The sequence below is a fragment of the Maribacter zhoushanensis genome (genome assembly GCF_029350975.1).
GTDB classification, from domain to species: domain Bacteria; phylum Bacteroidota; class Bacteroidia; order Flavobacteriales; family Flavobacteriaceae; genus Maribacter; species Maribacter zhoushanensis.
The window spans coordinates 613,042-634,542 of the sequence record NZ_JARKMR010000003.1 but is presented as its reverse complement, the minus strand read 5'-3'; the positions used below and the strand labels follow the sequence as shown (position 1 = coordinate 634,542).

The window sequence follows — 21,501 nt, the reverse complement described above, 5'->3', positions numbered from 1 at the left end:
TTAATTATACTTTTTTAGTTCCGTAAAAGGTGAATTACAGGAACTACTAAAAAGAACGACAAATTGAACTGGAAGCGAATATGTTAGCAACATTTTCAATGTCATTTCGTAAAACGGCCGTTTTAAAGAACTAAAATCTATGTATTTTATTTCTTTACTAACTCCACTTCATCTTCTGCAATCGCACCGCATTCAATATAGCTAGCAACGCCACCCCCACATCCGCAAAAACGGCTTCCCACATTGTGGCAAGTCCACCAGCACCAAGAATAAGAACTATAATCTTTACACCAAATGCCAAACCAATATTTTGCCAAACAATTTTTCGGGTAGAACGCCCAATTTTAATTGCTCTTGCGATTTTTGAAGGTTGGTCCGTCTGGATAATAACATCCGCCGTTTCAATGGCAACATCGCTACCCAAACCGCCCATCGCGATACCTACATCACTTGCTGCCAATACCGGTGCATCGTTGATACCGTCGCCTATGAAGGCAACCTTCGTATCTGGTTGTGCTTTGAGCTTTTCGACTTCGTTCAATTTATCTTCCGGTAATAGACCGCCCTTAGCCCAATCTATGCCTAATTCTTTTGCGACCTGTTGAGTTATGGAATCCTTATCGCCCGAAAGCATAATGATTTTGGAAATCCCAGAATCCCTAATTTGCTTTATGGCTTGGTGCGCATCTTCCTTTAGTTCATCGGCAATGGTCACATAGCCCGCAAATTTTCCATCAATGGCGACCATGACGATGGATTCCACAATGTCATTGGTTGCAGATGGAGCTTCGATGTTATTTGAGGTCATCAAAGCCTTATTCCCTACCAGAACAGTCTTACCATTAACCGTTCCCAATAAGCCTTTTCCAGCAACCTCAGAAACATTCGTGGCATCTAAATCTGCACCTTCAGCTTTATATTCCAGAATTGCTTTTGCAATAGGATGGGTAGATTGTTCTTCCATTGCCATCAAGTATTTCATAAATACCGCTTCCGAGAAATTGGAACTGTTTATTACTTCCTTAATCTTGAAAACACCTTTGGTCACGGTTCCCGTTTTGTCCATTACCACAGTAGTCACTTTGGTCATTGCATCCAAAAATGAAGCTCCTTTAAATAGTATACCGTTGTGCGAGGCTGCACCCAGACCACCGAAATAGCCGAGAGGAATCGAGATGACCAATGCACAAGGACACGAAATCACGAGAAATATTAAAGCTCTGTACAGCCAATCACGAAACACATAATCATCCACGAAAAAGTAAGGCAAGAATGTCAGACCGATAGCGAGAAAAACAACGATAGGCGTATAAATCCTTGCGAACTTCCTTATAAATAATTCCGTCTTTGATTTTCTTGCAGTCGCATTCTGTACCATATCAAGAATTCGTGCAATGGAACTATCTTTAAACTCTTTTGTGGTCTCGATTTCGATTACACCATCGAGATTTATGCTTCCGGCAAAAACACTATCTCCTTTGGCGATAGTATCGGGTTTGCTTTCGCCTGTTAAAGCTGCGGTATTAAATGAACCTTTATCAGAAAGCAGAATACCATCGAGTGGTACTTTTTCGCCCACACGCACCTGAATCTTTTCGCCTATCTGAACAGTCTCGGGATTGACCGAAATGAAATCGCCATCACGGTTTACCAAGGCTTCATTAGGGCGCACGTCCAATAATGCTTTTATATTTCTTTTAGCACGGTTAACGGCAGCATTCTGAAACAGTTCTCCAACGGCATAGAAAAGCATTACCGCAACACCCTCGGGATATTCGCCTATGGCAAATGCGCCCAAGGTTGCAATGGACATTAGAAAAAATTCTGTAAAGAAATCGCCATTCTTGATACTGTTCCATCCTTCTTTTATGACTGGAAATCCAACTGGAATATAGGCTACCGTATACCAGACAACACGAATCCAACCCTTAAAAAATGGAAAAGCATCGAAATAATCAATGGCGATTCCTGCTATCAACATTACAAAGCTAAAAATCGCTGGTAAATAAGTTCTGAAATTGGAGGCTTCTTCTGGACTGCCGTGATTGTGTCCGTCATCGTGATTGTGCCCGCCTTGGTGTTCCTTTGGGTCTAAATCCCGTAAGTTTACTTTTTTCTTTTTCATGAGTGCAATTTCCTAATTATTTTGATGCAACAGAAGTGCATTTATTGCCTGCTGCATTTGTCACAGATTCCCTTCAAAACCAAATTTGCGTCTTCGGCAACGTAACCGTCCGGGAGGTTGATATGTGGAATCTTATGTTCAGTCAGACAGACCGTCTCATTGCAGTTGCTGCAATGAAAATGAAGGTGTAAATCCTGTTCAATCTCACAGTTACAACCGGGCTCACATAAGGCATACTTGGTTGTGCTAGTGCCATCGTCTATCTGGTGTACGATTCCTTTTTCCTCAAAGGTTTTCAGCGTTCGGTATAACGTAGTCCTGTCAGATTTCGCGAAAGCGTTCTCAATATCCGTAAGGGCGACCGCAATTTCCTTTTCGGCCATATATTTATAGATCAAGATGCGCATTGCCGTAGGACGCACATTTTTATTTTCCAATGTTTTTTCTATTTCCTTCATGCTTTATTATTAATGGCCGTGACCGCCTTCTTCTTCGCTATTCTTTGCTTTTGCCAAAAGGGTAAAAGAATCCTTTAAAACAATTTCCATAGAAGTAATGTCCTGCGTTTCATCGACAAATTCGAACGCAACAAAACCTTCTTCCTCGTTACCTTTTGTGATTTCGAGCATTTCAAAATCATTCATCGGGTTTTCATCTTCTCTCCGTTTTCCGAGGGATTTAAAAATATACTGTTTTGCTTCAAATCGAACTATGGCTTCTTCTGGAACGGCATATCGTTCCTGCGCTTCCACTTCAATAGCTGCATTGACGAACATTCCTGGCAATAAGTCTTCATTTTTTTCCTTTAAATGACCGTGAATCGTAATAGACCTATCGTCACGCACGTTGTTTCCAATGAGAAATACTTCGGCTTCCATCCATTCTTCCGGTGCATTTGCCAGTCTAAAGCGAATGCGTTGCCCATTACGAATCAAGGGAATATCATCTTCATATACCTTAAGTTCTACATGTAAATCTGTTGCATCGGTAATATCCATTATTACATCTTGGGGATTGAAATATTTTCCTGTGTTGATATAAACATCCCGAACCACACCATTTATGGGCGAATACACATTCACGACAGTTGATAGATTACCATTATTTACACTTGTTGGGTTTATACCTATCAATCGAAGTTTACTTTCAAGCGACTTGATGTTTGCCTGATTGGTCAAATACATGCTTTTCGCCTTTTGGAATACTTTTGTTGATGTTACATTTTCATCGTTCAAGGTTTGCTGACGGTCAAAATCTGCTTTGAGATAATCATTATTTGCCAGAGCTTCCAAATATTCCCTTTGGAACTCGATAAATTCTGGATTTTCCACACTTGCTATTACCTGACCCTTTTTAATTCTGCTACCAGGAAGCATTTCGGTATATTTCAAAAATCCCCCGTACAGTACTGTAACTGAAATATTGCCTTGTGGTGGCACATCAATCATTCCGTTTACCGAGATTTCGTGTCCTATTTTTCGTTTTTCAACCTTACCAATGACAATGTTGGTCTGTTCCATTTGCGCATCGGTGAGTTCAACTTGATTTTCTTCTCCTTTGTGGTCATCTTCAACCATTGGTTGTGCATTATCCTTACAACCTGTTGACATTAAAGCGACGATAAAAAAGATTGTTATATATATATTCTTCATTTTATTGATTATTAGCGATGAGTTCTTCGATTTTTATGAGTGTTTGATTGTACTGGTTTACAAAATCCAAATATTTCACTTGAATAGTCATTGCCCTGTTAAGCCCTTGGATGTATTCGATATACCCAACTTCCCCTTCCTGAAATCCACGTTGGGAATTTTTCAACAGCAATTCTGCTTGCGGCAAAGCATTGTTTTTGTACGATTCCAGATTTGTTTGCTCCGTTTGAAGCGTTTCCCATAAGGTATCAAACTGGGTCTGCGCTCTGTTTTTTATAGCTTCCAATTGTGCTTCGTTCTCCATTTTTTGGATTTTGGCAGCTTTGATTTTCGCTGTGTGTGGTTTTAACCAAATTGGGATACTCAAACCCAATTGCACACCTGTAAATCTATCTCCAGAATCGAATACTGTTGGTGTTCCGTTTGCGGTTTCGCCATTGCCTATAAAGGATTGATTGAAATAACCCAATGTGATATCTGGTAATAGTTTTGAAACAGCCACGGATTTTTCATTTTCGGCAAGTTCGATTTGCTTTTGGTAAAAAGCTAGCGTTGGATTATTTGAGATTGCTGTGGAATCCTTCAACTGGGGTAACATTTCAGTTTTTACTTCTAAATTTCCTACATTGATATCAACCAAACTATCTGTATTCATCAGATTTTGCAATTGTAGTTGATGGTTTTTAAGGACAGAAGCGTTATCCAAAATCATAATCTGAATATCTGCCAGTTCCACATTGGCTGTTGCCTGCTCCAATGCATTGCTTTCGCCTGTTTTATAACGCAAGTTCGCGGCGTAGGCAAACCGTTCATAAATGCTGTCCTGTTTTTGCAGTACCATTTGTTTGCTCTTGATATACCACAATTCGTAATACGTGGATTTAACTTGGGTAATCAAATCATTTTTTAGAACCGCTTCATTCAGTTCGCTTGCCTCAATTTTGGTTTTTACCAATTTATTTTGGCTTCCATAAAGTGTTGGGAACGCAAACTTTTGACTAACGCTAAAACGTGTATCATTATCTGCAATGCTATTGATTTGTCCATATTCCAAACCAAAATCAGTTTTAGGTAAATCGAAACTACTGCCTTTCAATGCCTGCTGCTGTTCTGTCTGCAAACGTGACACCTTGATATTGGGATTGTTTTTTAATGCTGTTTCAATTACTTTATCAATATTTTGATAGACTTTTACTTGAGAAGTTGTCTGCGCATTTATGGAAAAGGCACTTCCGAATAATGCCATCAGCATAACAAGAGCTGTCTTATTAGGTTTCATCTTTAATTTTTTTTCAGAATAATAATAGAGGATTGGCAATACCACGAGCGTTAAAAAGGTTGCTGTAATCAAACCACCAATCACTACGGTTGCCAAAGGTCGCTGTACTTCTGCGCCAGAAGTTTGGGAAATTGCCATTGGCAAAAACCCTAGAGAGGCTACGGAAGCGGTCAAAATTACAGGACGTAAACGGGTCTTTGTGCCTTGATAGATGCGTTGGAAAATATCTGAAATTCCGTCTTTTTTAAGTCGGTTAAATTCCGCAATTAAAACGATACCATTTAGGACCGCTACACCAAACAAAGCAATAAATCCAACTCCTGCAGAAATACTAAATGGCATATCTCGAAGCCAAAGTGCAAACACACCCCCAATGGCTGATAATGGAATTGCCGTAAAAATGAGCACACCTTGTTTGATTGACCCAAACGTAAAGTATAACAGAATAAAAATGAGCAACAATGCGAGTGGAACTGCAATTGCCAAACGTTCTCGTGCTTCCACAAGATTTTCAAACTGCCCTCCATACGAAATAGTATAGCCTGGTTTCAGATTGATTTGTGAATCGATTTTTGAACTTATTTCATCAACAACGCTTTCCACATCCCGATTACGCACATTGAAGGCTACGATTATTCGTCGTCGTGTATCATCTCGTTGAATTTGGTAAGGTCCATCTTTTATGGAAACATTTGCTACCTGTTGCAAGGGAATCTGTTGGCCATTGGCACCATTGAGATACAGATTCTGGACATCGTGAAGGTCTGTTCTGTTTTTATTTTCCAAACGTACTACCAAGTCAAACTGCTTTTCGCCTTCATACACCAAGCCTGTGGAAGCTCCAGCGAATGCAGCTTGAATCGTATTGTTTACCGATTTTATATCCAATCCGTATTTTGCAAGTTGTCCACGATTGTAGTTGATGACTATTTGTGGCACTCCCGTGACCTCCTCCGTATAGACATCCACAGCACCTTCCACCGTTCCTGCCAATTTTCCGATTTGGCTTGCATAGGTAGAAAGTTGATTTAAATCTTCGCCATAAATCTTGATGGCGACATCTTGACGCACACCTGTCATCAACTCATTAAAACGCATTTGAATCGGTTGTTGAAAACCAAAGGTAACACCAGGAATAACTTCAAGTGCTTCAGCCATTTTATTTGCCAAATCTTCCCTGTTGGATGCCGAAACCCATTCTGATTTATCTTTAAGAATTATCATTAAATCGGCAGCCTCAATCGGCATCGGATCTGTTGGGATTTCTCCCGAACCAATTTTAGATACGACTTGTTCCACCTCTGGAAAATTATCCAAGAGGATTTTTTCAGCTTTGGTAGTCGCTTTTATTGTATTTGAAAGGGAACTTCCCGTAATAACTCGTGTTTCTACCGCAAAATCGCCTTCTTCAAGTGTTGGAATAAATTCGCCACCCAAGCCTTGGAACACTAAAAAAGCGGTGACGAAAAGTGCAATGGTACTACCAACTACAATAATTCTTGTACGCATTGCCCAATGTATGATTGGTTCGTAAATGCAATAAAAGAAGTCCATTATTTTATCGGAAATATTCCGCTTGTGTTCTGTTTTTTTGCTCAAGACCAATGCCGACATCATTGGAATGTAAGTCAGCGACAATAAGAATGCTCCCAAAATAGCGAAACTTACCGTTTGCGCCATCGGTCCGAACATTTTGCCTTCCGTTCCCACCAAGGCTAAAATAGGTAGATATACAATTAGGATGATGATTTCTCCGAAAGCTGCTGAATTTCGAATTTTACTTGCAGATTGATACACTTCTTCATCCATTTCAGCCTGCGTCAATTTTCTGGAAATTTTTAACGCCCCTAAATGGAATAGGGTCGCTTCCACAATAATGACCGCACCATCCACAATTAAACCAAAATCAACTGCTCCCAAACTCATCAGGTTTGCCGAAACACCAAAAATATGCATCATACTAAACGCAAATAGTAAAGCGAGAGGAATAACGGATGCTGTAATCAAACCAGCACGCCAATTGCCCAACAATAAAAGTAAAATGAAAATCACGATAAGCGCACCTTCCACAAGATTGGTGGTAACTGTACCAATGGCATTGTCCACCAATTTAGTTCTATCCAGAAAGGGTTCGATAACCACACCTTCGGGCAAGGTTTTGCTAATGGTTTCAATTCTATCTTTTACATCCTTTATTACTTTGGCGGAGTTAGCGCCTTTCAACATCATAACAATCGCACTAACCACTTCGCCTTCGCCATTTCGGGTTGTTGCGCCATAACGAATCGCCTTTCCTGTTTGAACTGTTGCAACATCACTTATCAAAATAGGAATGCCACTTTCTGTCTGCTTTACAAGAATATTCTTGATATCTTCTATCGAACCAACAAGGCCTTCGCTTCTAATAAAAAGTGCTTTGTCATTTTTTTCAATATAAGCACCGCCAGTATTTTGATTGTTATTTTCGAGTGCGCTGAAAAGGTCGGAAATGGAAACACCCATACCGTTCAAGCGTTCTGGACGAACTGTAATTTCATATTGTTTTAGATAGCCACCAAAACTACTGACGTCTGCAACGCCTTTAGTTCCCAATAGCTGGCGTTTAATGACCCAATCTTGTATCGTCCTAAGCTCTGTTGCTGTGTATTTGTCCTCATAACCAGGCTTTGTAGCAATGACATATTGATAAATTTCACCAAGTCCCGTAGTCAATGGTGCGATTCCTGGCTTACCGATGCCCTCTGGAATTTGGGATTGAGCATCCGCCAGACGTTCGTTTACCTGTTGTCTTGCCCAATACACATCTACATTCTCCTCAAAAACAATGGTTACAACCGATAATCCAAAACGTGAAAAAGAACGAATTTCATCGATTTGGGGAATGGTTGCCATTGTGAGTTCAATGGGAAAAGTGATTAATCGCTCAACCTCTTGGGCTGCAAGTGTTGGCGAGGTCGTAATGACCTGTACTTGATTATTGGTAATATCCGGAACGGCATCTACAGGAAGCTGTTGCAATGAATAAGCACCCGTGATAATCAAGGCTAGAGTGAGTAAACCAATAACCAGCTTATGGGTTATGGAATACCTAATAATTTTATTAAGCATAGAAAGAATTTAATACAGTTAAACATCACGGAATTATGCCAAAAAATTGCAATTGTCCGCAGCGGAGTGTGACCTTTCTCGGTCAAAATCGGATATAGTTATCCTAGTGTAAAACTGACTATGCCTTTGGAGGCTGGAAAAGAGAGTGTGAAATGTCATTGCCGAAGCTATCGAAATGCGCAAATTTTTCCTTGAAATTCATAAGAATCAAGGGTTCGAACGAAATAATGTTGGATTCGATGGTATGGATATGGCAGCAATGGCAATTGCAAAATGGGGAACACAGGTCGGTTGCGCCATGGTCATGATTTCCATCCATCGCGATTACATTTTCGATTTCCGCATCATCACTTGACATCTTCCCATCATTACACGGAATGAAATTGAGTGCCAAAAAATATAGCGATAATATGATTGCGATTGATTTCACTTTCCAAAGATAACAAGAAATTCATGCAACTGTGTTGCAAAGCTTTACTATGCTATGAGTTCCTAAAAAAAGAAAGTTGTACGGGACTGCATTTAATTTCTAAAGTTCAAATAAGGGTATTTCCACAGAATTTAACTAGTACGTTTAAACCCACCTTTATTTAGACTTTCAAAATTGCAGATTTAGTCTACTTATAACGACCGTTTAAATGGACCTTTCTCAACATTATTTAGTAACTATTTACAAATAGCACTTTTAATAAAAAGTTTTTGCATAGAGGACTATTACATAAAAGGTGCAAATAGTGAAGTAATCTCTTCTAGATAAAATTAACGATAAAATCTATTTTAGACAGAGTTCAGTTTACACCATCATTCATGGACTAACCGATTGTAATAGGATACAAATTCCACAACATCCTCATCGCTGATTTCATCCGAAATTTGTTTAGATGAGATGACCATATCTTTGATATTAATTTTCAAAATATCGTTGAGTTCAATTAAGTCTGATTGGTTATGACCAAAAGCGGTATAGGCTTCAATTTTACCTTTTATAATACTCTTGAAAATATCCAGCACTATAAACGCGGTATCAGGGATATTATTGTTATGGACCTGTTCATTATCCATAGCTTAAAAAGGCCCTTTTTCCCTCGGTCTTTTACTGGTAACTTTCCATTGACCGTTTTCTTTAACCAACTTGAAAATTCCAGTTTTCCCATCGTAGGTGCTGCTGTATTTTATCCAGGCAATTTCGCCATCAACAGCTTCATCTAAAATTTCCACTTCGATGTTTTTATCAGAATCCGGTATCATATTCTGTACAGTAATCAAACTGGCATAGCCTTCTGTAGTAGTATGTTTTTTTAAAGCTGATTCATCTTTTGAAAAAAAACTTCCCGCAACTGCCTTGGCAGTTTCAGAAGGGGATTTTGTTGTGCTTTCTGAACAAGAAAGGAACAACAGTACAAGCGAGCAAATGACGATTTTTTTCATAACAATTTTAATTTGGGTTATTGATATACTTATGCGATACCTTCAATTTTAAATCCCTTTCCCCATTTTTCTCATTCAGCTCAACCACTAATCTACGGTCATTAATTATTGAAAATTTAGGCATTACATAAACTAATTTTACAACTTCGCCCTCAGCTATTCTGGACGGTACGTTGTGCTTAAAAATGGGTTCTTGAAGCAGCTTTTGTAACGATTTTCTTTTGCCTTTTTGTCTTGTTTCTAGCGAGAGATTTAAGAAATTTAAGTCGTAATCCAAACTCGATTTATTCTCAATCTGGATAACAAAGTAGAGTTCTTCCTTATCAAAAACTATATTCTCAACACTCAAAACGATGCTTTCATTTCGTTTTTGTATCGTACCTATTCGTTGCTTTCTTTCAAGAAGATAAGAAGAGAATTTTGTGTAGTAAAATGTGCTGTTATCTACTAAATTTTCAACTTCAATTACTTCGGTATTGTCAATGATGATGGGTTTTTCATTGCCTATTCTACTTGATTGTGATACGAAATAATTGAGCTTCGATAGCTGCTTTCTATATCTTATAATATACGAAAAAATCGCCCCATTTCTATTGATTATCAATAAATTACTTTCTTTCCCAGGGGTTGCCTGAAGCAATCCAAAGTACTGTTCTTTTTCACGATTGTAGGTAAAGACAAAATTATCCGAACCAGTTACACCTTGCCTAATAGGTTCTGGGAAGAACAGCGCAACGTTTTTGGTGTCGTTGGCATAAATGGTGTCGAGAACTTTGGTTGTTTGTGCTTTCGCGAAAGGGGAAATACATATGACTGCTATTATTAAGACTGAATTTTTCATAAGAGTGCGTTTTTAAATACCCATTATAGGCCTCATAATTTTGGTTTTAAGATTAATTTGTAATTGTTCAAAACCGTAACTTTTACGTTACGATTACTACGTCTAAGAACTTTTGTAATTCCACCTACTTGCGGAACGGCAGGTATGTTGATGTCGCCAATAACATCATCCAAAACTTCGGTGGTGGCTTCTGCTCGAAAGTTATTTTCCACATAGATACCTTCACTACCATCCAGCAAATCAAAAGCTTTAAGTTTGGTGGGATGATGCTTTATGTTTTTAATCTCAATCAAGGCACGGTTGGGTTGAAAGCTTATGAATCCGAAAATGAATGTGTTCTTTGGTATCTGTTTGCCATTGATTAGTGCAGACTTGGTCAGGCGCATTCTTAATCGGGTATTTGCCATAACTATTTGGTCGCCGTCAACGACCACGTAAATAGTTTCATCTGTAGTGCCTAAAATTGAAAATTCATTTGGTTTTGGCGATGCAGCAAAGAACAGTTGATGTTCTAGTCCTAATTCTTTAGCTTCAATCTTTTGTTCTCGTTTTATTTCGGCTGAGTCAATCTGTTGTACATTTTTTTGTGCAACTTTCCTTTGTCCAATATTTTGATACTGCTTTTCGGAATATTGAATTTTACCAGCATCGTAAATACTATCTATAATGCGTTCTTTTTCACGTCCCGGAAGGTCAGAGTCATAGAAGCCTAAAGAATCAATTAGTTTTTCGTCATAGATACTCGGTGCATTGGTTTCCCTTGCTTCCTTCAAATCGTTGATGGCATCTAGTTTGGAATCATATTCTTTTTGGTTTTCATCCAAATCTGGAACTAAGGTCTGTTCTAGATTATCATTTTCGCTTTCATCATCGCCCATAACCATCATAGAATAGGAAATCAGGAATATGAAAATCACAGCCAATACAGCTGCAAAGACAATTTTATTTTTTTCTATCTTCATCTGTAAGTTTTTTTAAAGTGTTCTCGAAATAGTTTGTAATCAACAATCCGTGCGGATTATTTGGAAAGTTCCGGTCAACCATTATCAGGTTTCCAGTAGAAACCAACTCATATTTATCGATAATAGTCCCTCTGTTGATTTCAAAAATGGTCGTTGTGGTAAAGCTATATGACCCCTTGTTTTCTTCTATTTTGGAATCGATGCTAACTACCTTTTCTACCAAAGAATACTGTAACAACCGGTTGTAGACACCATCCGCCTTTTTTTGTCGGTATAGGTTATCCACGGAACTATTGCCGAGCCAAAGCGCCTTTTCTAGATTGCGTTCATAATTGCTGGCATCGATATTATAGAAGTAGTTGTGGAACATGTCTAAATGCGCTAAAGCTTCAACCTTAAAATTCTCTTTTTGCGTAACGATCTTCAGCGGAATAATACTGCCATCGGTATTTATGGCGAAGGCGCTATTAAGTGCTTTTTGATTGGTATTGAACGCTATCCAAACCGAAAAGGTGCTGGACAGAAAAGCGCAAACAATAACTGCTATTACTATAAATCGGTTCACTTTTAGAACGGCATATATGTTTTTGTATGGTGTTTTCATAATTCTATCTTTAATCTGCTTTAAGCCGTAAATAACCTAAGTGTAAATGATGTGGCGCGTTTGTATAATTTGAATTTCAGAAAAACAATGAAACCAACTGACCCAAGTTGAACGACTGGCGCAAAAAAGCCCTGGCCAACATCTGTCCCAAAAAGGTTTGTCCAGAAATTAGTATTGATTTCCGTATAGAGGGCATTCACAAATACATTGACCAAAAAGAAGGCTGGCACCAACATATAAACGGCAGCGTACAATTTGAAAAATGTGTAGGCAAGCGAGCGGAACTTTTCAAAAACGGCCAAACTTATAACCAACGGAAAGAAAGCTTGCATTATTCCAAGTAAAAAGTAGCGTTCTGCAAGAAATAATGGGTAGATGAACAAATCCAGAATCCAAAGGAAAAAACTAATGATAAATGCAAATATTTTGAATCCGTAAAGTGGTGTAACTAAGGCTTCGTATAAAAGCGTCATGGCTGCTTGCGCTACCTCAATGATACTTACATCTTCCTCAATAGGAATATCTTGCATCTGCAAGGGTAGTAAGGCTGGTGCGGTGCCTCGATATTGTCCTTCTATGGAAACCAATATACTATCGAAGAAACCTAATACTTGTGTAGAAAAGATGATCAGCACGACAATGGCAAAGTTCTTCATCAATTCCTCTGGGCTTAATCCCCAAGTATACCCATATTTGTCCGCAATGCCCTCGTTATACTTTTTAAGGATATTGATCAGAAAAAACAATATAGCAAGCGTTTTCATTCCTGCAATAGTGTATTGTGAGAAACTGCTGTTCTGGATGGTTTGAAACACCGTATCGATGTATTCCAACCCAATCCCTAAAAGTATAGTTGCGGTCATTTTTAGTATTCTGTTTCGCGATTATTCATTTTATCCTGCATTTTTCTGAAGGAAATAATGTCCCTATATCGTTTGGTTCTCGTGTTGATATTGGAAACCATTTCCTTAGATTCCTGTTTTTTCTGTTCTAACACTTCAGCACGTTCTGCATCAGACATTTTTAGATTATCACTTGATAAAATTTCTCCCATAAAATCAACCGTGTCTAAAGAGTTTTGGACTATAGCATCAAATGATTCCGCAACCCGTGTGACTTCCTCGGGCTTGATGTAAGGCGAGTTTAAAATATCCTGTAAATCGTCTTGCATTACATTAATAAGGCGTTGATTATTTTGTGCAATTTCCTGAACCGCTCTGAGTTGTTGCACCACACTCGATACTTTCTCAATGCTTTCTTTTGCATCTTTTAAGAACTGTACTGACTTAATCATTTGAGCCGTCTGCTTTCCAGATTCTACAAGTTGTTTTACTAAACTGATAAAATTGGTATTGTCGTAAGTGGGCATTCCTTGGGCGGTAGCACCGCCAGGCAATAAAATGGCTACCGTGAAGATTAGCCCGAACAAGATTGTTTTGATTTTTGTGTTCATAATATTATGTTTTAGATGTGAATTCAATTATTGCTTTTTCCATATCGTGATGCTCATCGTAGAGCTTCATTATTTCCTCGTTTTCTTGTCCATCCGTTAAGTAAGCTGCATACACTTCTTTGGGAACTTCTAACCTGAAAATGTTGCTTTCCTTGCCTATTTTGATGAACATTTCGGTGTATTTCCGTGGACCAGAAAGATTGTTTTTGATGGATTTTAATTGGTTTAAATCGTGGCTGGATAGGTTGAGTCTTTTGACCAATTCGTCATAACCCTTTTCATTGTTCAGGCTATAAATGACTTGTGTGTTTTCAAGTATGCTTGCCGATGTTGCATTATTTGGAAGCTGATTTATCGACTGAAGAATAATACCAATAGCACCATTTTGTTTACGGATGGCTTGATAATAGAATTCCACGCTTTCCAGTACGTTATCAAACTTGAGTTGTTTTGCAAACTCATCAAATAGAATGATACCCTTTTCAGCTCTGTTCTTCCAAATGGTTCTTTGGATGGCGGACTTAATCAGCTTTAACATTACGGATAGGATTTCCTTATTGTCCTTGACTTCATCCAGTTCAAAAACAATCAATCGTTTATCCTCGATTTTATAGGTCTGGTCTTCACTCACTTCAAAAAGGAAACTATATAGACCATCGCCGACATATTCGGACATTACGTGTAAAAAGCTTGTAACATTGAAGTAGTCGGGATGGATTTTCAAGGTGTCCAGAAGGTCTTTCTGATTCCTTTCTATATAATTGTAGAAACCATCTAAAGAATGATTTTCTGGAGTATTGTTATAATAATGCCGCAGTATCTTTTTAACCGATACCGATTGTGCTTTTGTAACTTTTAAGTCCGAGGCGAACAGTTCAAAAAGAAACACCGATAAATCCTCTAACCGTTCAGGTGTGAGGTCATTTATATCACTTATATAAAATGGATTGATACCTAAGTTTTTTCCACTTTCATAGCGAAGTACTGTATATTTTTCAGGATAGAGCTTTGCGAACTTGGTGTAAGAACCACCTAAATCAATGATGACCAACCGAACACCGCTTTCAAAATACTGACGTAGAATGTTATTCGCCAAAAAGGATTTCCCTTCCCCTGTTGGCGCAAAAATGGCGAAGTTTCGAGCTTTAATACGTTTCTTCTTTTCGTCCCAAACATCCTTTAAAACGGGAATGTTATGTTCACGGTCGTTAAAGATGATTCCCGTGGAATCAGATTTGTAATTGGTATTATTGATGAACAGGCATAAAGCGTGTTTTAAATCGGTTACATACAAATCGTTGTTTGAGAAATTGGACGAAAAACAGCAGTAACTATTTAGTATATAATTCTTCCGTTCTTCCCCTCTTGGATAGTATGGGATAATGTCCAGTTCCTTAAATTCTGTCTTGATTTTTGAGGTTATCTTTTCCAGTTCTTTAGCTTCCTTCGCCCAATAGACAATATTTAAATGACCACGAACAATACGGGCATTATCATCGGCATTTATTTGGTCAAGAATGTGCTGAATTTTCCCGAGAACTACTTTATTCTGAGAACCGAAGTTGGAACTTTTGTTGAGTTCCTCAACCTTTTTGTCGAGCAGCTTGCGCCACTTTTGCTTGTCATCGAGATATAGGATTTGATTGACGATGTGATTTTCGTTAAGCGTAAGCCCTAAGCCATCAATAAACCCTTGATGAAACACAAAATCGTCAGAAGTGAATTTCTCATTGGTCTTGCTACTCTGTACACTTTCGCCAAAGCACAGTTCGCTATTGATGGCAAGGGCATCAAAATGGTTTTCGCCAATATTGACGCTTTTCTTTTCTAGCAGAATATCGGTATCGAATCCTTCATTAAAACCGTTGAAATAACTGTTTGTTAGTTGCTGAATGTCGCCAGTTTTAAGCGAAACAAAATCCATCTTTCGGCTATTGTTGATGAAGGAAACCGAATCGCTTACCGAGTTGACGAAGCTTTTTATAGTATCGTCCAATTCTTGTATGATTCCTTTTGAAACTTTACGGAACGGATTGACGTATTTTGGATTGTTAAGCGCCCTGTTTTTGGTCAGGGTAAAGAACAAGTAACATTTATGTTCTATATGTCCACGTCCTTTAAAATGTTTGTGGGTAGCTTTTTCTAAAAAAGTGGTATTCGGAAGTTGTTCCGAGGTATAGGATTTCTTCAGGTAGACATCTTGCTTATGTACTATTGTACCAATCGGTAAAGACTTCAGCGCTTGAAACCAAGCACCGTGTATATCCTCAAAATCCTTTTCAGAAAGCGAATAGATTTCTGGTAGATTCCCTTCATAGCATACCACTACATTACCATTATTGGCAAAAATGATATTGTCCTGAATATCCGTGATGGGTTGATATGCCGAAAGGTTAATCTTATTCATAATGGATGCCTGAATTTCTTTTGTTACTAATAATTTTAGGGAAGGCTTTTGCTAACTGAAACAGTTGTGGGTTATTGGTGATTCTTGTGAGGGCGATGTATAAGGCTGCATTGAAAATGGCAACACCTATAATCACCCCAAAGCTGAACGAGAAAATGATGACCATTAATGATGCGAGTACCGACATCATCATTAAGGCAAATAGGGAAATGGGCAATCCAAAAATGACTGCCCGTTTTCTAATGTTTCTATAGACCTCAAATCTCTTCATACAGCTTGTCAATTAAATCCCTCTTTAAGGGTTAGACTACGATTGAAATGAGATAGGTAAATATGCCGACAACCGCACCTGCGATTAAAACAAATACAAGGACGCGAGTAATCCCTTTTTTAAGGTCTGCGTTTTCCCCAAAGAAGTGCCCTGCATTAAATAGGAAACCAACTAGAAAAATGACACCCAAAATGATTGGAAAAATTGTTCTTATAGTATCGGAAACATCATTTACAGAATCTTCGATACCACCAATTTGAGCAAAAAGCGATGTTGAGAGCAACGATAAAAAAGTTGCTAAATAGATTGATTTTTTCATAACGTAACAGTTTAAATTTTTGTGTTGTTTTCGTTATGTGAAATTTACATATATTTGTTTATAAATAACTGAAAATCAATTATTTGTGAATAAAATATTATTTGATATCAATTGAATTTAATTGCTATTATTTGGCATCAAATGCTATGAATTTTGAAAGGTAAGTTGTTGATAATGTGAAAATTGAAAATGAAAAAAGTGCTTAAAAACGTCAGTTTTGTCTTTTTGCTTCTGAAAATGTGTGTCATTTTTGGACAAGAAACGAGTGTTCAAAAACGAATTGTTATTGACGTGGGACACGGTGGAAAAGATGCTGGTGCGATAGGTATAAATGGCATCCAAGAAAAGGATGTGGTAATGAATATTGCGAACGCCATTTTAAAGCTAAATGATAAACTAGAAACCCCTTTGGATATTTATTTGACTAGATATAATGATACGCTTATTTCATTATCGGATAGAACGAAATTGGCTAAAGCCTTGAATGCTGATTTGTTTGTTTCGCTGCATTGTAACCATTCTGAAAATCCGGATGCGAGAGGTGTTGAAGTTTATGTGGCTAACGCTGCATCTAAATATTCTGATGAGTCTACTTGGTTTGCTTTTCAGATTCAAGATGCATTAAATAAGGGTCTAGGTTTTGAGAGTAGAGGTGTGAAGTTTGCAAATTTTCAGGTATTGCGGAAAACTATTAACTATTGTACAGCTGTGCTTTTGGAATTGGGGTTTTTGAGTAATTGGGATGAGAGTGAATACTATGAGAGCTTAACGAATTGTAAAGTAATGGCAGAAAAATTATTCCAAACACTGTATATAAAATTTTAATGTCATGGGACAGTTGTATTGTGAAATAATAAAATGTATTAAACAATTATTGAAAGATTTTTATTTAGAAATAAAAACATCTTTTATGAAGAATTAAGTTTTTTTGAAGTATAGAATATCAAACTTTTAAGTGTCTCCATTTTTCCATTTCCAATTAGCTTTGGGTGAAAATAATTCAGGCTTAAAATAGAACTGATTAATTGTATCCAGAAATTTATTACTTTTTAAAAGACCACCACAATGTTCTGGTTCGGTTGCAATTGTAAAGCCTTCAAGTCTTTTGAAAATCCATTTCATTAGGGCCCTTTCAGAATGCAATATTTCTTTTATTCTGCCTTTTTTGAGATAAGTGAATTCAAATATGCCATTATGTAGTCCACTATCAAGAACAAAAAAATCTAAATCAATGTCAAAGAACACTTTTTCTTCATTGGAATTCAATAAAAAACTTTCAAGCTCTTCAAACTCTTCAAACTTCCTAATTATATGTGCATTTCCAAATTTGTCAATTAATTCCTCATCTTTCCAAGCATCTTTTGAATTGCCTTGCCTGCAATGAACATATATGTTTCCCACGAGGTTTAAGTATGCAGCAGCTAAAATTTGTCCATCATTAAGCCCATTTAGTTTTGACCAAGTAAATGCAGAGACGTCAGCGTCATTTAATAAATCAAGTTCGTTTAGCCATTCTTTTTCAGTTTCACAAGGATAACATAGGTCCTGATGCCAATCTAAAGAAACCAAACAAGGGGGTTCAGGTGTTTTACATTTCTGAACCCATTTATTCCAAAAGAAAAAAGCATATCTATGTTCTTGAAAAATGGCTAATTCAATAACACCATTTTCCTGAGTTGGATGAGATAGTATTTGACGCAATGTTCCCGGCGGCTCAATATGATAAGGGTTTCGAAATTCGACTACTGTTTTTACCTTCTCTCTCATTCCTTGCTCCATTTCAAGTTATGCGCCCATTTAGTGTGAAGGGCAATTTCGTGTTCATATTCTTTAGTGCCAGCATTGTGTCCTAACCTATTTATTAAATTTTCATCAGCCCAAATAAACTTATCAGAATTTTTAACCTCAATTAATTCTCTTAGTTTTTGCTCTTGCTCAATATTTGGTATTAAATCATATATTTCGTGTATAAACAAACCTTTATCGCCACTATCTAAGGTGATTAAAGGTGAGCGTACGGTATTTTTATATTCATAATCGATATACCTAAAAGGTTTTTTTGGTAATATTTTTGTTGATAGCAGTTCTTCGCAAAATTCTCTCCAAGGTGATGTTTCTCTATCTTTTTTAGAATTAAACCATTTAATAAAATCAATAACATTTACTCCTTTCGTAAAAACTCGCAAATCACCTTTAGCTATTCCTTTTTCCGTCTCTATAAGTTTATCCGATTCTATATTTAGTTTTTCAAATATCCGTTTTGAACTAGGCAATGTTTTAAATGCCCCACCGACAGGTTGAAAATAATTTCTACGAGAACTTTTAATTAATAAGTACTTACCGTCAACTTTGATTCTAAACAAATAGGCTATTGAAATACGAATCTTCTTTTTTCTATGTAATACTTGAGTTTGGAAATAGAGGGGAAGGTTTTTGATGTTCTTAAGAAACTGCAAAATTCCAAATAGAATTATACCGCCTGTTATCTCAATAGACAGGTTAAAAAGGGTATTTGAAATGGCATCATCTGGTTCAGGTGGAAATATTGTTCTGTAGAGAATAAATCCTCCAAAAATTAATACTACAGTTAAATTAGAAAATCTTGTACTCATTTTATTTCTGGGCTAGGTTTTATTGACTTAATCGTTTCTTTCAAAATACTGAAAGAAAGCGGCTTATCTGGATAGGCATTGGCGATGGCTTCTGGGAGCACTTTTAGGCGAATGTCCGAAAATGAATATCCTAAACCTGATTCTTTTTCGGTGGCTGACATAGAAGCTAACTCATCCAATTCTTTACTGGAAAAATTAAGCCCCTCTAAACTCTGAGAATATAACTCTCTACACTCTTCATTAGTTGGCCTTTCAAATTCTAAAATGACCGCTGCCCTTCTAAGAATAGCTTCATCAATATAATGTAGTCTATTCGTTGACATAAAAACAATCGCTCTTCCGTTTAATTCCCTGATTTCATCAATTTTCTGTATCAAAGTATTAACTGCCGCCTTTTCTTCTTGATGCATTTGGTTAGTTCCGCGAGTTGTCGCTATTGCATCAGCTTCATCAATTAATAAGAAGGCGAAACGTCTTTTCCCTGCTTTTGATTTTAATTCTGAAAATGCATCATTAACAAGTTTTCCCATTTCACCGTGCAAACCTTCACCTCTTACACGAGTACTTAACTTTAAGAAAAAGCCCTCTTTATTAAGTTCTCGGGTCATCTTATCAGCAATAGATGCAGCAGAAATAGTTTTACCCGTACCCGCATCTCCAGCAAGAATTATTAAAGGGTATTTTTCTTTTAATTGTTTTATTATAGGAAGCTCGGTTTTATGATGTTTCTTGCTCCATTCAGTTAAGCTGTCTTGGTCTAATAGTAATTTTAGATTATTATAGATGCGCTTAAACTTAGTTTCAAAACCCACAAGAGACATTGTTTGTTTTTGTATCTCTTTACTTGGGAGTTCAATGGTATTATCAAATATTGCGGCCATTATTTAAAGTTTGTTTTTTGTAATTCATATCCTTTGCTTGCATACAATTGTGCATTACTAGAGGTTAAATGTGAAAATGTTGTGTCGTCAGATGTCGTAGTCCATCCAATTTTGAAGTTATTATTGGAATAAAAATCTTTCTTTTCTTGACTTGATAGTTTGTGCCATTTAGGGGTATAAGAAAGATAAACTGTCAAGTAGGTGTCTTCAATGTTTTGCCAATCATTATTACGCCCAGCTCTTTCACTATCAGTTTTATTACCTTCTTCATTTACCTGAAACTTGGCAGCTCTTATAGTATAGTCATTTGACCTACGTTTAAGAGCAATAGACACTTTATCAAGGTATTTATTTTCACCAAGTTTTATAATATCATGCATTATTTTGTCAACATAATCGGTGGACCACTTGTCAGTTCTTCTCGCTATTGTTCTAATATCCGCTTCACAGCTTTCAAAAGTTTTTCTAATATCTACTATTGTATAGGTGTTTGTATTTGTCTGAGTATTGTACATAATTAATTTAAACTAAAAGTTGGACCAAAAACACGCTTCCATTCTTCGGTGGTCGCGCCATCATTATTTCTCGATTGAGCAAGATTGAGGGAATCAAAAGCATCCTCAGCTTCTTCAATAATTTCTTGCCATTTAGAAGTATCAATTTTTTTTGCAGAATTATTTTCATTATTGGTGTCATCCGAAATATAAACAGGTGTACTATAGTATGGAATACTATTTATAGCGTGGTCAAAAGAAATCTCTGGAAAATTTGGTTCACTCAAAAATTGAAAAAACCTTATAATTCCTTCTTCGATTCCTGTTTCTATACCTCTTGTGATATCTAAGTAAGCTACAATTAATTCAATAGAAAAAGATGAAATGCCAGGTTCATCTTCATATGGCTTAAGCTCTTTGTAATTTTTCCACCATTTTAATGCTCTTACAATAGAAGTGTAGGACGGATTATCTCTGCGTAAACTATTTGAGAAACTAAGGTGATTTTCTACACTTGTGATATATTTTCCGCCGCCACCTCTTTGTGGTTGCCAAACGTAATTCTCTGGACTCTCTATAGGTACTACCGGGACTATATCAACTTCTAAGCCTGAACCAGAGAATTTAATTTTAATAGATTTGGTGTTGCCTTTGGCATCAACATCACGCTTTATATCCTTTTGTGGGTATATTTCTTCTAAGTACCCCACGATAAAGTCGTGTAATTTGGTTAGGTCATTCTGGATGTTATCGTCACCAGATACGTAAAGGACTAAATCTATATCTATCGGATTGTCACCAGTTGGACGCAGAATTGTATGTTTTTTCCAAGAACCAGCTAAAAGGAACTTTGTAACCTTTAATCCATTACTATCATCATTTTTGATTTTATCCTCTAACTTCTTCTTTAAGTTGTTGATTTGGTCTCGATATTTTCCCATATTATCTTTGTGCAACCTTATTTTATCAATAAATGGGCGCATCATATTATTATCTAATTTCATTATAATTTGTATTTATTTAACATTTGTATTTCAATTTTTACGCCAACCGTTAATTTTTATT

Annotated in this window: 21 protein-coding genes; 1 reads left to right on the top strand and 20 read right to left on the bottom strand. The window is 37.0% G+C overall.

Features of this window, described 5'->3' with window-relative positions:
* Positions 1 to 157 precede the first annotated feature (157 nt).
* The 15 genes from PXD56_RS13195 to PXD56_RS13125 all read right to left on the bottom strand — a co-directional run bounded on the left by PXD56_RS13195 (position 158) and on the right by PXD56_RS13125 (position 16,449).
* On the bottom strand, positions 158 to 2,125 hold the full coding sequence (locus tag PXD56_RS13195; protein WP_276493808.1) for a heavy metal translocating P-type ATPase: 1,968 nt from the start codon (positions 2,123 to 2,125) through the stop codon (positions 158 to 160).
* Positions 2,126 to 2,166: 41 nt separating this feature from the next.
* The gene (locus PXD56_RS13190; protein WP_073240391.1) at positions 2,167 to 2,583 is read right to left on the bottom strand and encodes a Fur family transcriptional regulator; all 417 of its coding nucleotides are present in this window, start codon (positions 2,581 to 2,583) and stop codon (positions 2,167 to 2,169) included.
* Between the two features lie 9 nt (positions 2,584 to 2,592).
* A complete protein-coding gene (locus tag PXD56_RS13185) occupies positions 2,593 to 3,777 on the bottom strand; it encodes an efflux RND transporter periplasmic adaptor subunit (protein ID WP_276493807.1) in 1,185 nt (394 codons plus the stop codon).
* A 1-nt stretch (position 3,778) separates the two neighbouring features.
* Complete coding sequence (locus PXD56_RS13180; protein ID WP_276493806.1) at positions 3,779 to 8,164, bottom strand: CusA/CzcA family heavy metal efflux RND transporter; 4,386 nt, start codon at positions 8,162 to 8,164, stop codon at positions 3,779 to 3,781.
* A gap of 118 nt (positions 8,165 to 8,282) precedes the next feature.
* Positions 8,283 to 8,594 (bottom strand): DUF6660 family protein, encoded by a 312-nt coding sequence (locus PXD56_RS18595; RefSeq protein ID WP_073240394.1) that lies wholly within the window; start codon positions 8,592 to 8,594, stop codon positions 8,283 to 8,285.
* Between the two features lie 371 nt (positions 8,595 to 8,965).
* Positions 8,966 to 9,226 (bottom strand): hypothetical protein, encoded by a 261-nt coding sequence (locus PXD56_RS13170; protein WP_276493805.1) that lies wholly within the window; start codon positions 9,224 to 9,226, stop codon positions 8,966 to 8,968.
* A 3-nt stretch (positions 9,227 to 9,229) separates the two neighbouring features.
* Positions 9,230 to 9,592 carry a hypothetical protein gene (locus PXD56_RS13165; RefSeq protein WP_276493804.1) on the bottom strand — a complete coding sequence of 121 codons (363 nt, stop codon included), beginning with the start codon at positions 9,590 to 9,592 and terminating at the stop codon, positions 9,230 to 9,232.
* A gap of 7 nt (positions 9,593 to 9,599) precedes the next feature.
* Entirely contained in the window at positions 9,600 to 10,433 is an 834-nt protein-coding gene (locus PXD56_RS13160) for a DUF4138 domain-containing protein (RefSeq protein WP_276493803.1), read from the bottom strand.
* A 32-nt stretch (positions 10,434 to 10,465) separates the two neighbouring features.
* Entirely contained in the window at positions 10,466 to 11,395 is a 930-nt protein-coding gene (traM, locus tag PXD56_RS13155) for a conjugative transposon protein TraM (protein WP_276493802.1), read from the bottom strand.
* Positions 11,376 to 11,999, bottom strand: coding sequence for a conjugal transfer protein TraK (locus PXD56_RS13150; RefSeq protein ID WP_276493801.1), 624 nt, complete (start codon positions 11,997 to 11,999; stop codon positions 11,376 to 11,378). Before PXD56_RS13150 ends, traM begins: the two co-directional genes overlap by 20 nt.
* Before the next feature lie 20 nt (positions 12,000 to 12,019).
* Positions 12,020 to 12,862 carry a hypothetical protein gene (locus tag PXD56_RS13145; protein WP_276493800.1) on the bottom strand — a complete coding sequence of 281 codons (843 nt, stop codon included), beginning with the start codon at positions 12,860 to 12,862 and terminating at the stop codon, positions 12,020 to 12,022.
* A gap of 2 nt (positions 12,863 to 12,864) precedes the next feature.
* Positions 12,865 to 13,452, bottom strand: coding sequence for a conjugal transfer protein (locus PXD56_RS13140; RefSeq protein ID WP_276493799.1), 588 nt, complete (start codon positions 13,450 to 13,452; stop codon positions 12,865 to 12,867).
* Positions 13,453 to 13,456: 4 nt separating this feature from the next.
* Positions 13,457 to 15,859: a TraG family conjugative transposon ATPase gene (locus PXD56_RS13135; RefSeq protein ID WP_276493798.1), complete on the bottom strand. Its 2,403-nt coding sequence runs from the start codon at positions 15,857 to 15,859 to the stop codon at positions 13,457 to 13,459.
* Positions 15,852 to 16,130, bottom strand: a complete 279-nt coding sequence (locus tag PXD56_RS13130; protein WP_276493797.1) for a hypothetical protein — start codon at positions 16,128 to 16,130, stop codon at positions 15,852 to 15,854. The genes PXD56_RS13135 and PXD56_RS13130 overlap by 8 nt, the downstream gene beginning before the upstream one ends.
* A 31-nt stretch (positions 16,131 to 16,161) precedes the next feature.
* Positions 16,162 to 16,449: a hypothetical protein gene (locus PXD56_RS13125; protein WP_215957745.1), complete on the bottom strand. Its 288-nt coding sequence runs from the start codon at positions 16,447 to 16,449 to the stop codon at positions 16,162 to 16,164.
* A gap of 189 nt (positions 16,450 to 16,638) precedes the next feature.
* Here PXD56_RS13125 and PXD56_RS13120 point away from each other — a divergent pair, with 189 nt between their 5' ends.
* The gene (locus PXD56_RS13120; protein ID WP_276493796.1) at positions 16,639 to 17,274 is read left to right on the top strand and encodes an N-acetylmuramoyl-L-alanine amidase family protein; all 636 of its coding nucleotides are present in this window, start codon (positions 16,639 to 16,641) and stop codon (positions 17,272 to 17,274) included.
* Between the two features lie 126 nt (positions 17,275 to 17,400).
* Here the strand turns inward: PXD56_RS13120 and PXD56_RS13115 are convergent, their stop codons facing one another.
* From PXD56_RS13115 to PXD56_RS13095, 5 genes are read right to left on the bottom strand one after another with little or no spacing between them, the layout of a single operon-like run.
* Positions 17,401 to 18,228: a hypothetical protein gene (locus PXD56_RS13115; RefSeq protein ID WP_276493795.1), complete on the bottom strand. Its 828-nt coding sequence runs from the start codon at positions 18,226 to 18,228 to the stop codon at positions 17,401 to 17,403.
* A complete protein-coding gene (locus PXD56_RS13110; protein ID WP_276493794.1) occupies positions 18,213 to 19,061 on the bottom strand; it encodes an SMODS-associated NUDIX domain-containing protein in 849 nt (282 codons plus the stop codon). Before PXD56_RS13110 ends, PXD56_RS13115 begins: the two co-directional genes overlap by 16 nt.
* The gene (locus PXD56_RS13105; RefSeq protein ID WP_276493793.1) at positions 19,058 to 19,942 is read right to left on the bottom strand and encodes an AAA family ATPase; all 885 of its coding nucleotides are present in this window, start codon (positions 19,940 to 19,942) and stop codon (positions 19,058 to 19,060) included. The genes PXD56_RS13110 and PXD56_RS13105 overlap by 4 nt, the downstream gene beginning before the upstream one ends.
* Positions 19,942 to 20,457 carry an HORMA-1 domain-containing protein gene (locus tag PXD56_RS13100; protein WP_276493792.1) on the bottom strand — a complete coding sequence of 172 codons (516 nt, stop codon included), beginning with the start codon at positions 20,455 to 20,457 and terminating at the stop codon, positions 19,942 to 19,944. Before PXD56_RS13100 ends, PXD56_RS13105 begins: the two co-directional genes overlap by 1 nt.
* A 2-nt stretch (positions 20,458 to 20,459) precedes the next feature.
* Entirely contained in the window at positions 20,460 to 21,440 is a 981-nt protein-coding gene (locus PXD56_RS13095) for a CBASS oligonucleotide cyclase (protein WP_276493791.1), read from the bottom strand.
* Positions 21,441 to 21,501: the final 61 nt, after the last annotated feature.

What these genes read in the sequence shown, in the direction of transcription:
- PXD56_RS13095 (WP_276493791.1), bottom strand. Translation starts at nt 21,440, where the DNA reads ATGAAATTAGATAATAATATGATGCGCCCATTTATTGATAAAATAAGG.
- PXD56_RS13130 (WP_276493797.1), bottom strand. Translation starts at nt 16,130, where the DNA reads ATGAAGAGATTTGAGGTCTATAGAAACATTAGAAAACGGGCAGTCATT.
- PXD56_RS13195 (WP_276493808.1), bottom strand. Translation starts at nt 2,125, where the DNA reads ATGAAAAAGAAAAAAGTAAACTTACGGGATTTAGACCCAAAGGAACAC.
- PXD56_RS13150 (WP_276493801.1), bottom strand. Translation starts at nt 11,999, where the DNA reads ATGAAAACACCATACAAAAACATATATGCCGTTCTAAAAGTGAACCGA.
- PXD56_RS13165 (WP_276493804.1), bottom strand. Translation starts at nt 9,592, where the DNA reads ATGAAAAAAATCGTCATTTGCTCGCTTGTACTGTTGTTCCTTTCTTGT.
- PXD56_RS13125 (WP_215957745.1), bottom strand. Translation starts at nt 16,449, where the DNA reads ATGAAAAAATCAATCTATTTAGCAACTTTTTTATCGTTGCTCTCAACA.
- PXD56_RS13190 (WP_073240391.1), bottom strand. Translation starts at nt 2,583, where the DNA reads ATGAAGGAAATAGAAAAAACATTGGAAAATAAAAATGTGCGTCCTACG.
- PXD56_RS13100 (WP_276493792.1), bottom strand. Translation starts at nt 20,457, where the DNA reads ATGTACAATACTCAGACAAATACAAACACCTATACAATAGTAGATATT.
- PXD56_RS13160 (WP_276493803.1), bottom strand. Translation starts at nt 10,433, where the DNA reads ATGAAAAATTCAGTCTTAATAATAGCAGTCATATGTATTTCCCCTTTC.
- PXD56_RS13145 (WP_276493800.1), bottom strand. Translation starts at nt 12,862, where the DNA reads ATGACCGCAACTATACTTTTAGGGATTGGGTTGGAATACATCGATACG.
- PXD56_RS13170 (WP_276493805.1), bottom strand. Translation starts at nt 9,226, where the DNA reads ATGGATAATGAACAGGTCCATAACAATAATATCCCTGATACCGCGTTT.
- traM (WP_276493802.1), bottom strand. Translation starts at nt 11,395, where the DNA reads ATGAAGATAGAAAAAAATAAAATTGTCTTTGCAGCTGTATTGGCTGTG.
- PXD56_RS13110 (WP_276493794.1), bottom strand. Translation starts at nt 19,061, where the DNA reads ATGAGTACAAGATTTTCTAATTTAACTGTAGTATTAATTTTTGGAGGA.
- PXD56_RS13120 (WP_276493796.1), top strand. Translation starts at nt 16,639, where the DNA reads ATGAAAAAAGTGCTTAAAAACGTCAGTTTTGTCTTTTTGCTTCTGAAA.
- PXD56_RS13115 (WP_276493795.1), bottom strand. Translation starts at nt 18,228, where the DNA reads ATGGAGCAAGGAATGAGAGAGAAGGTAAAAACAGTAGTCGAATTTCGA.
- PXD56_RS13185 (WP_276493807.1), bottom strand. Translation starts at nt 3,777, where the DNA reads ATGAAGAATATATATATAACAATCTTTTTTATCGTCGCTTTAATGTCA.
- PXD56_RS13180 (WP_276493806.1), bottom strand. Translation starts at nt 8,164, where the DNA reads ATGCTTAATAAAATTATTAGGTATTCCATAACCCATAAGCTGGTTATT.
- PXD56_RS13140 (WP_276493799.1), bottom strand. Translation starts at nt 13,452, where the DNA reads ATGAACACAAAAATCAAAACAATCTTGTTCGGGCTAATCTTCACGGTA.
- PXD56_RS13135 (WP_276493798.1), bottom strand. Translation starts at nt 15,859, where the DNA reads ATGAATAAGATTAACCTTTCGGCATATCAACCCATCACGGATATTCAG.
- PXD56_RS13105 (WP_276493793.1), bottom strand. Translation starts at nt 19,942, where the DNA reads ATGGCCGCAATATTTGATAATACCATTGAACTCCCAAGTAAAGAGATA.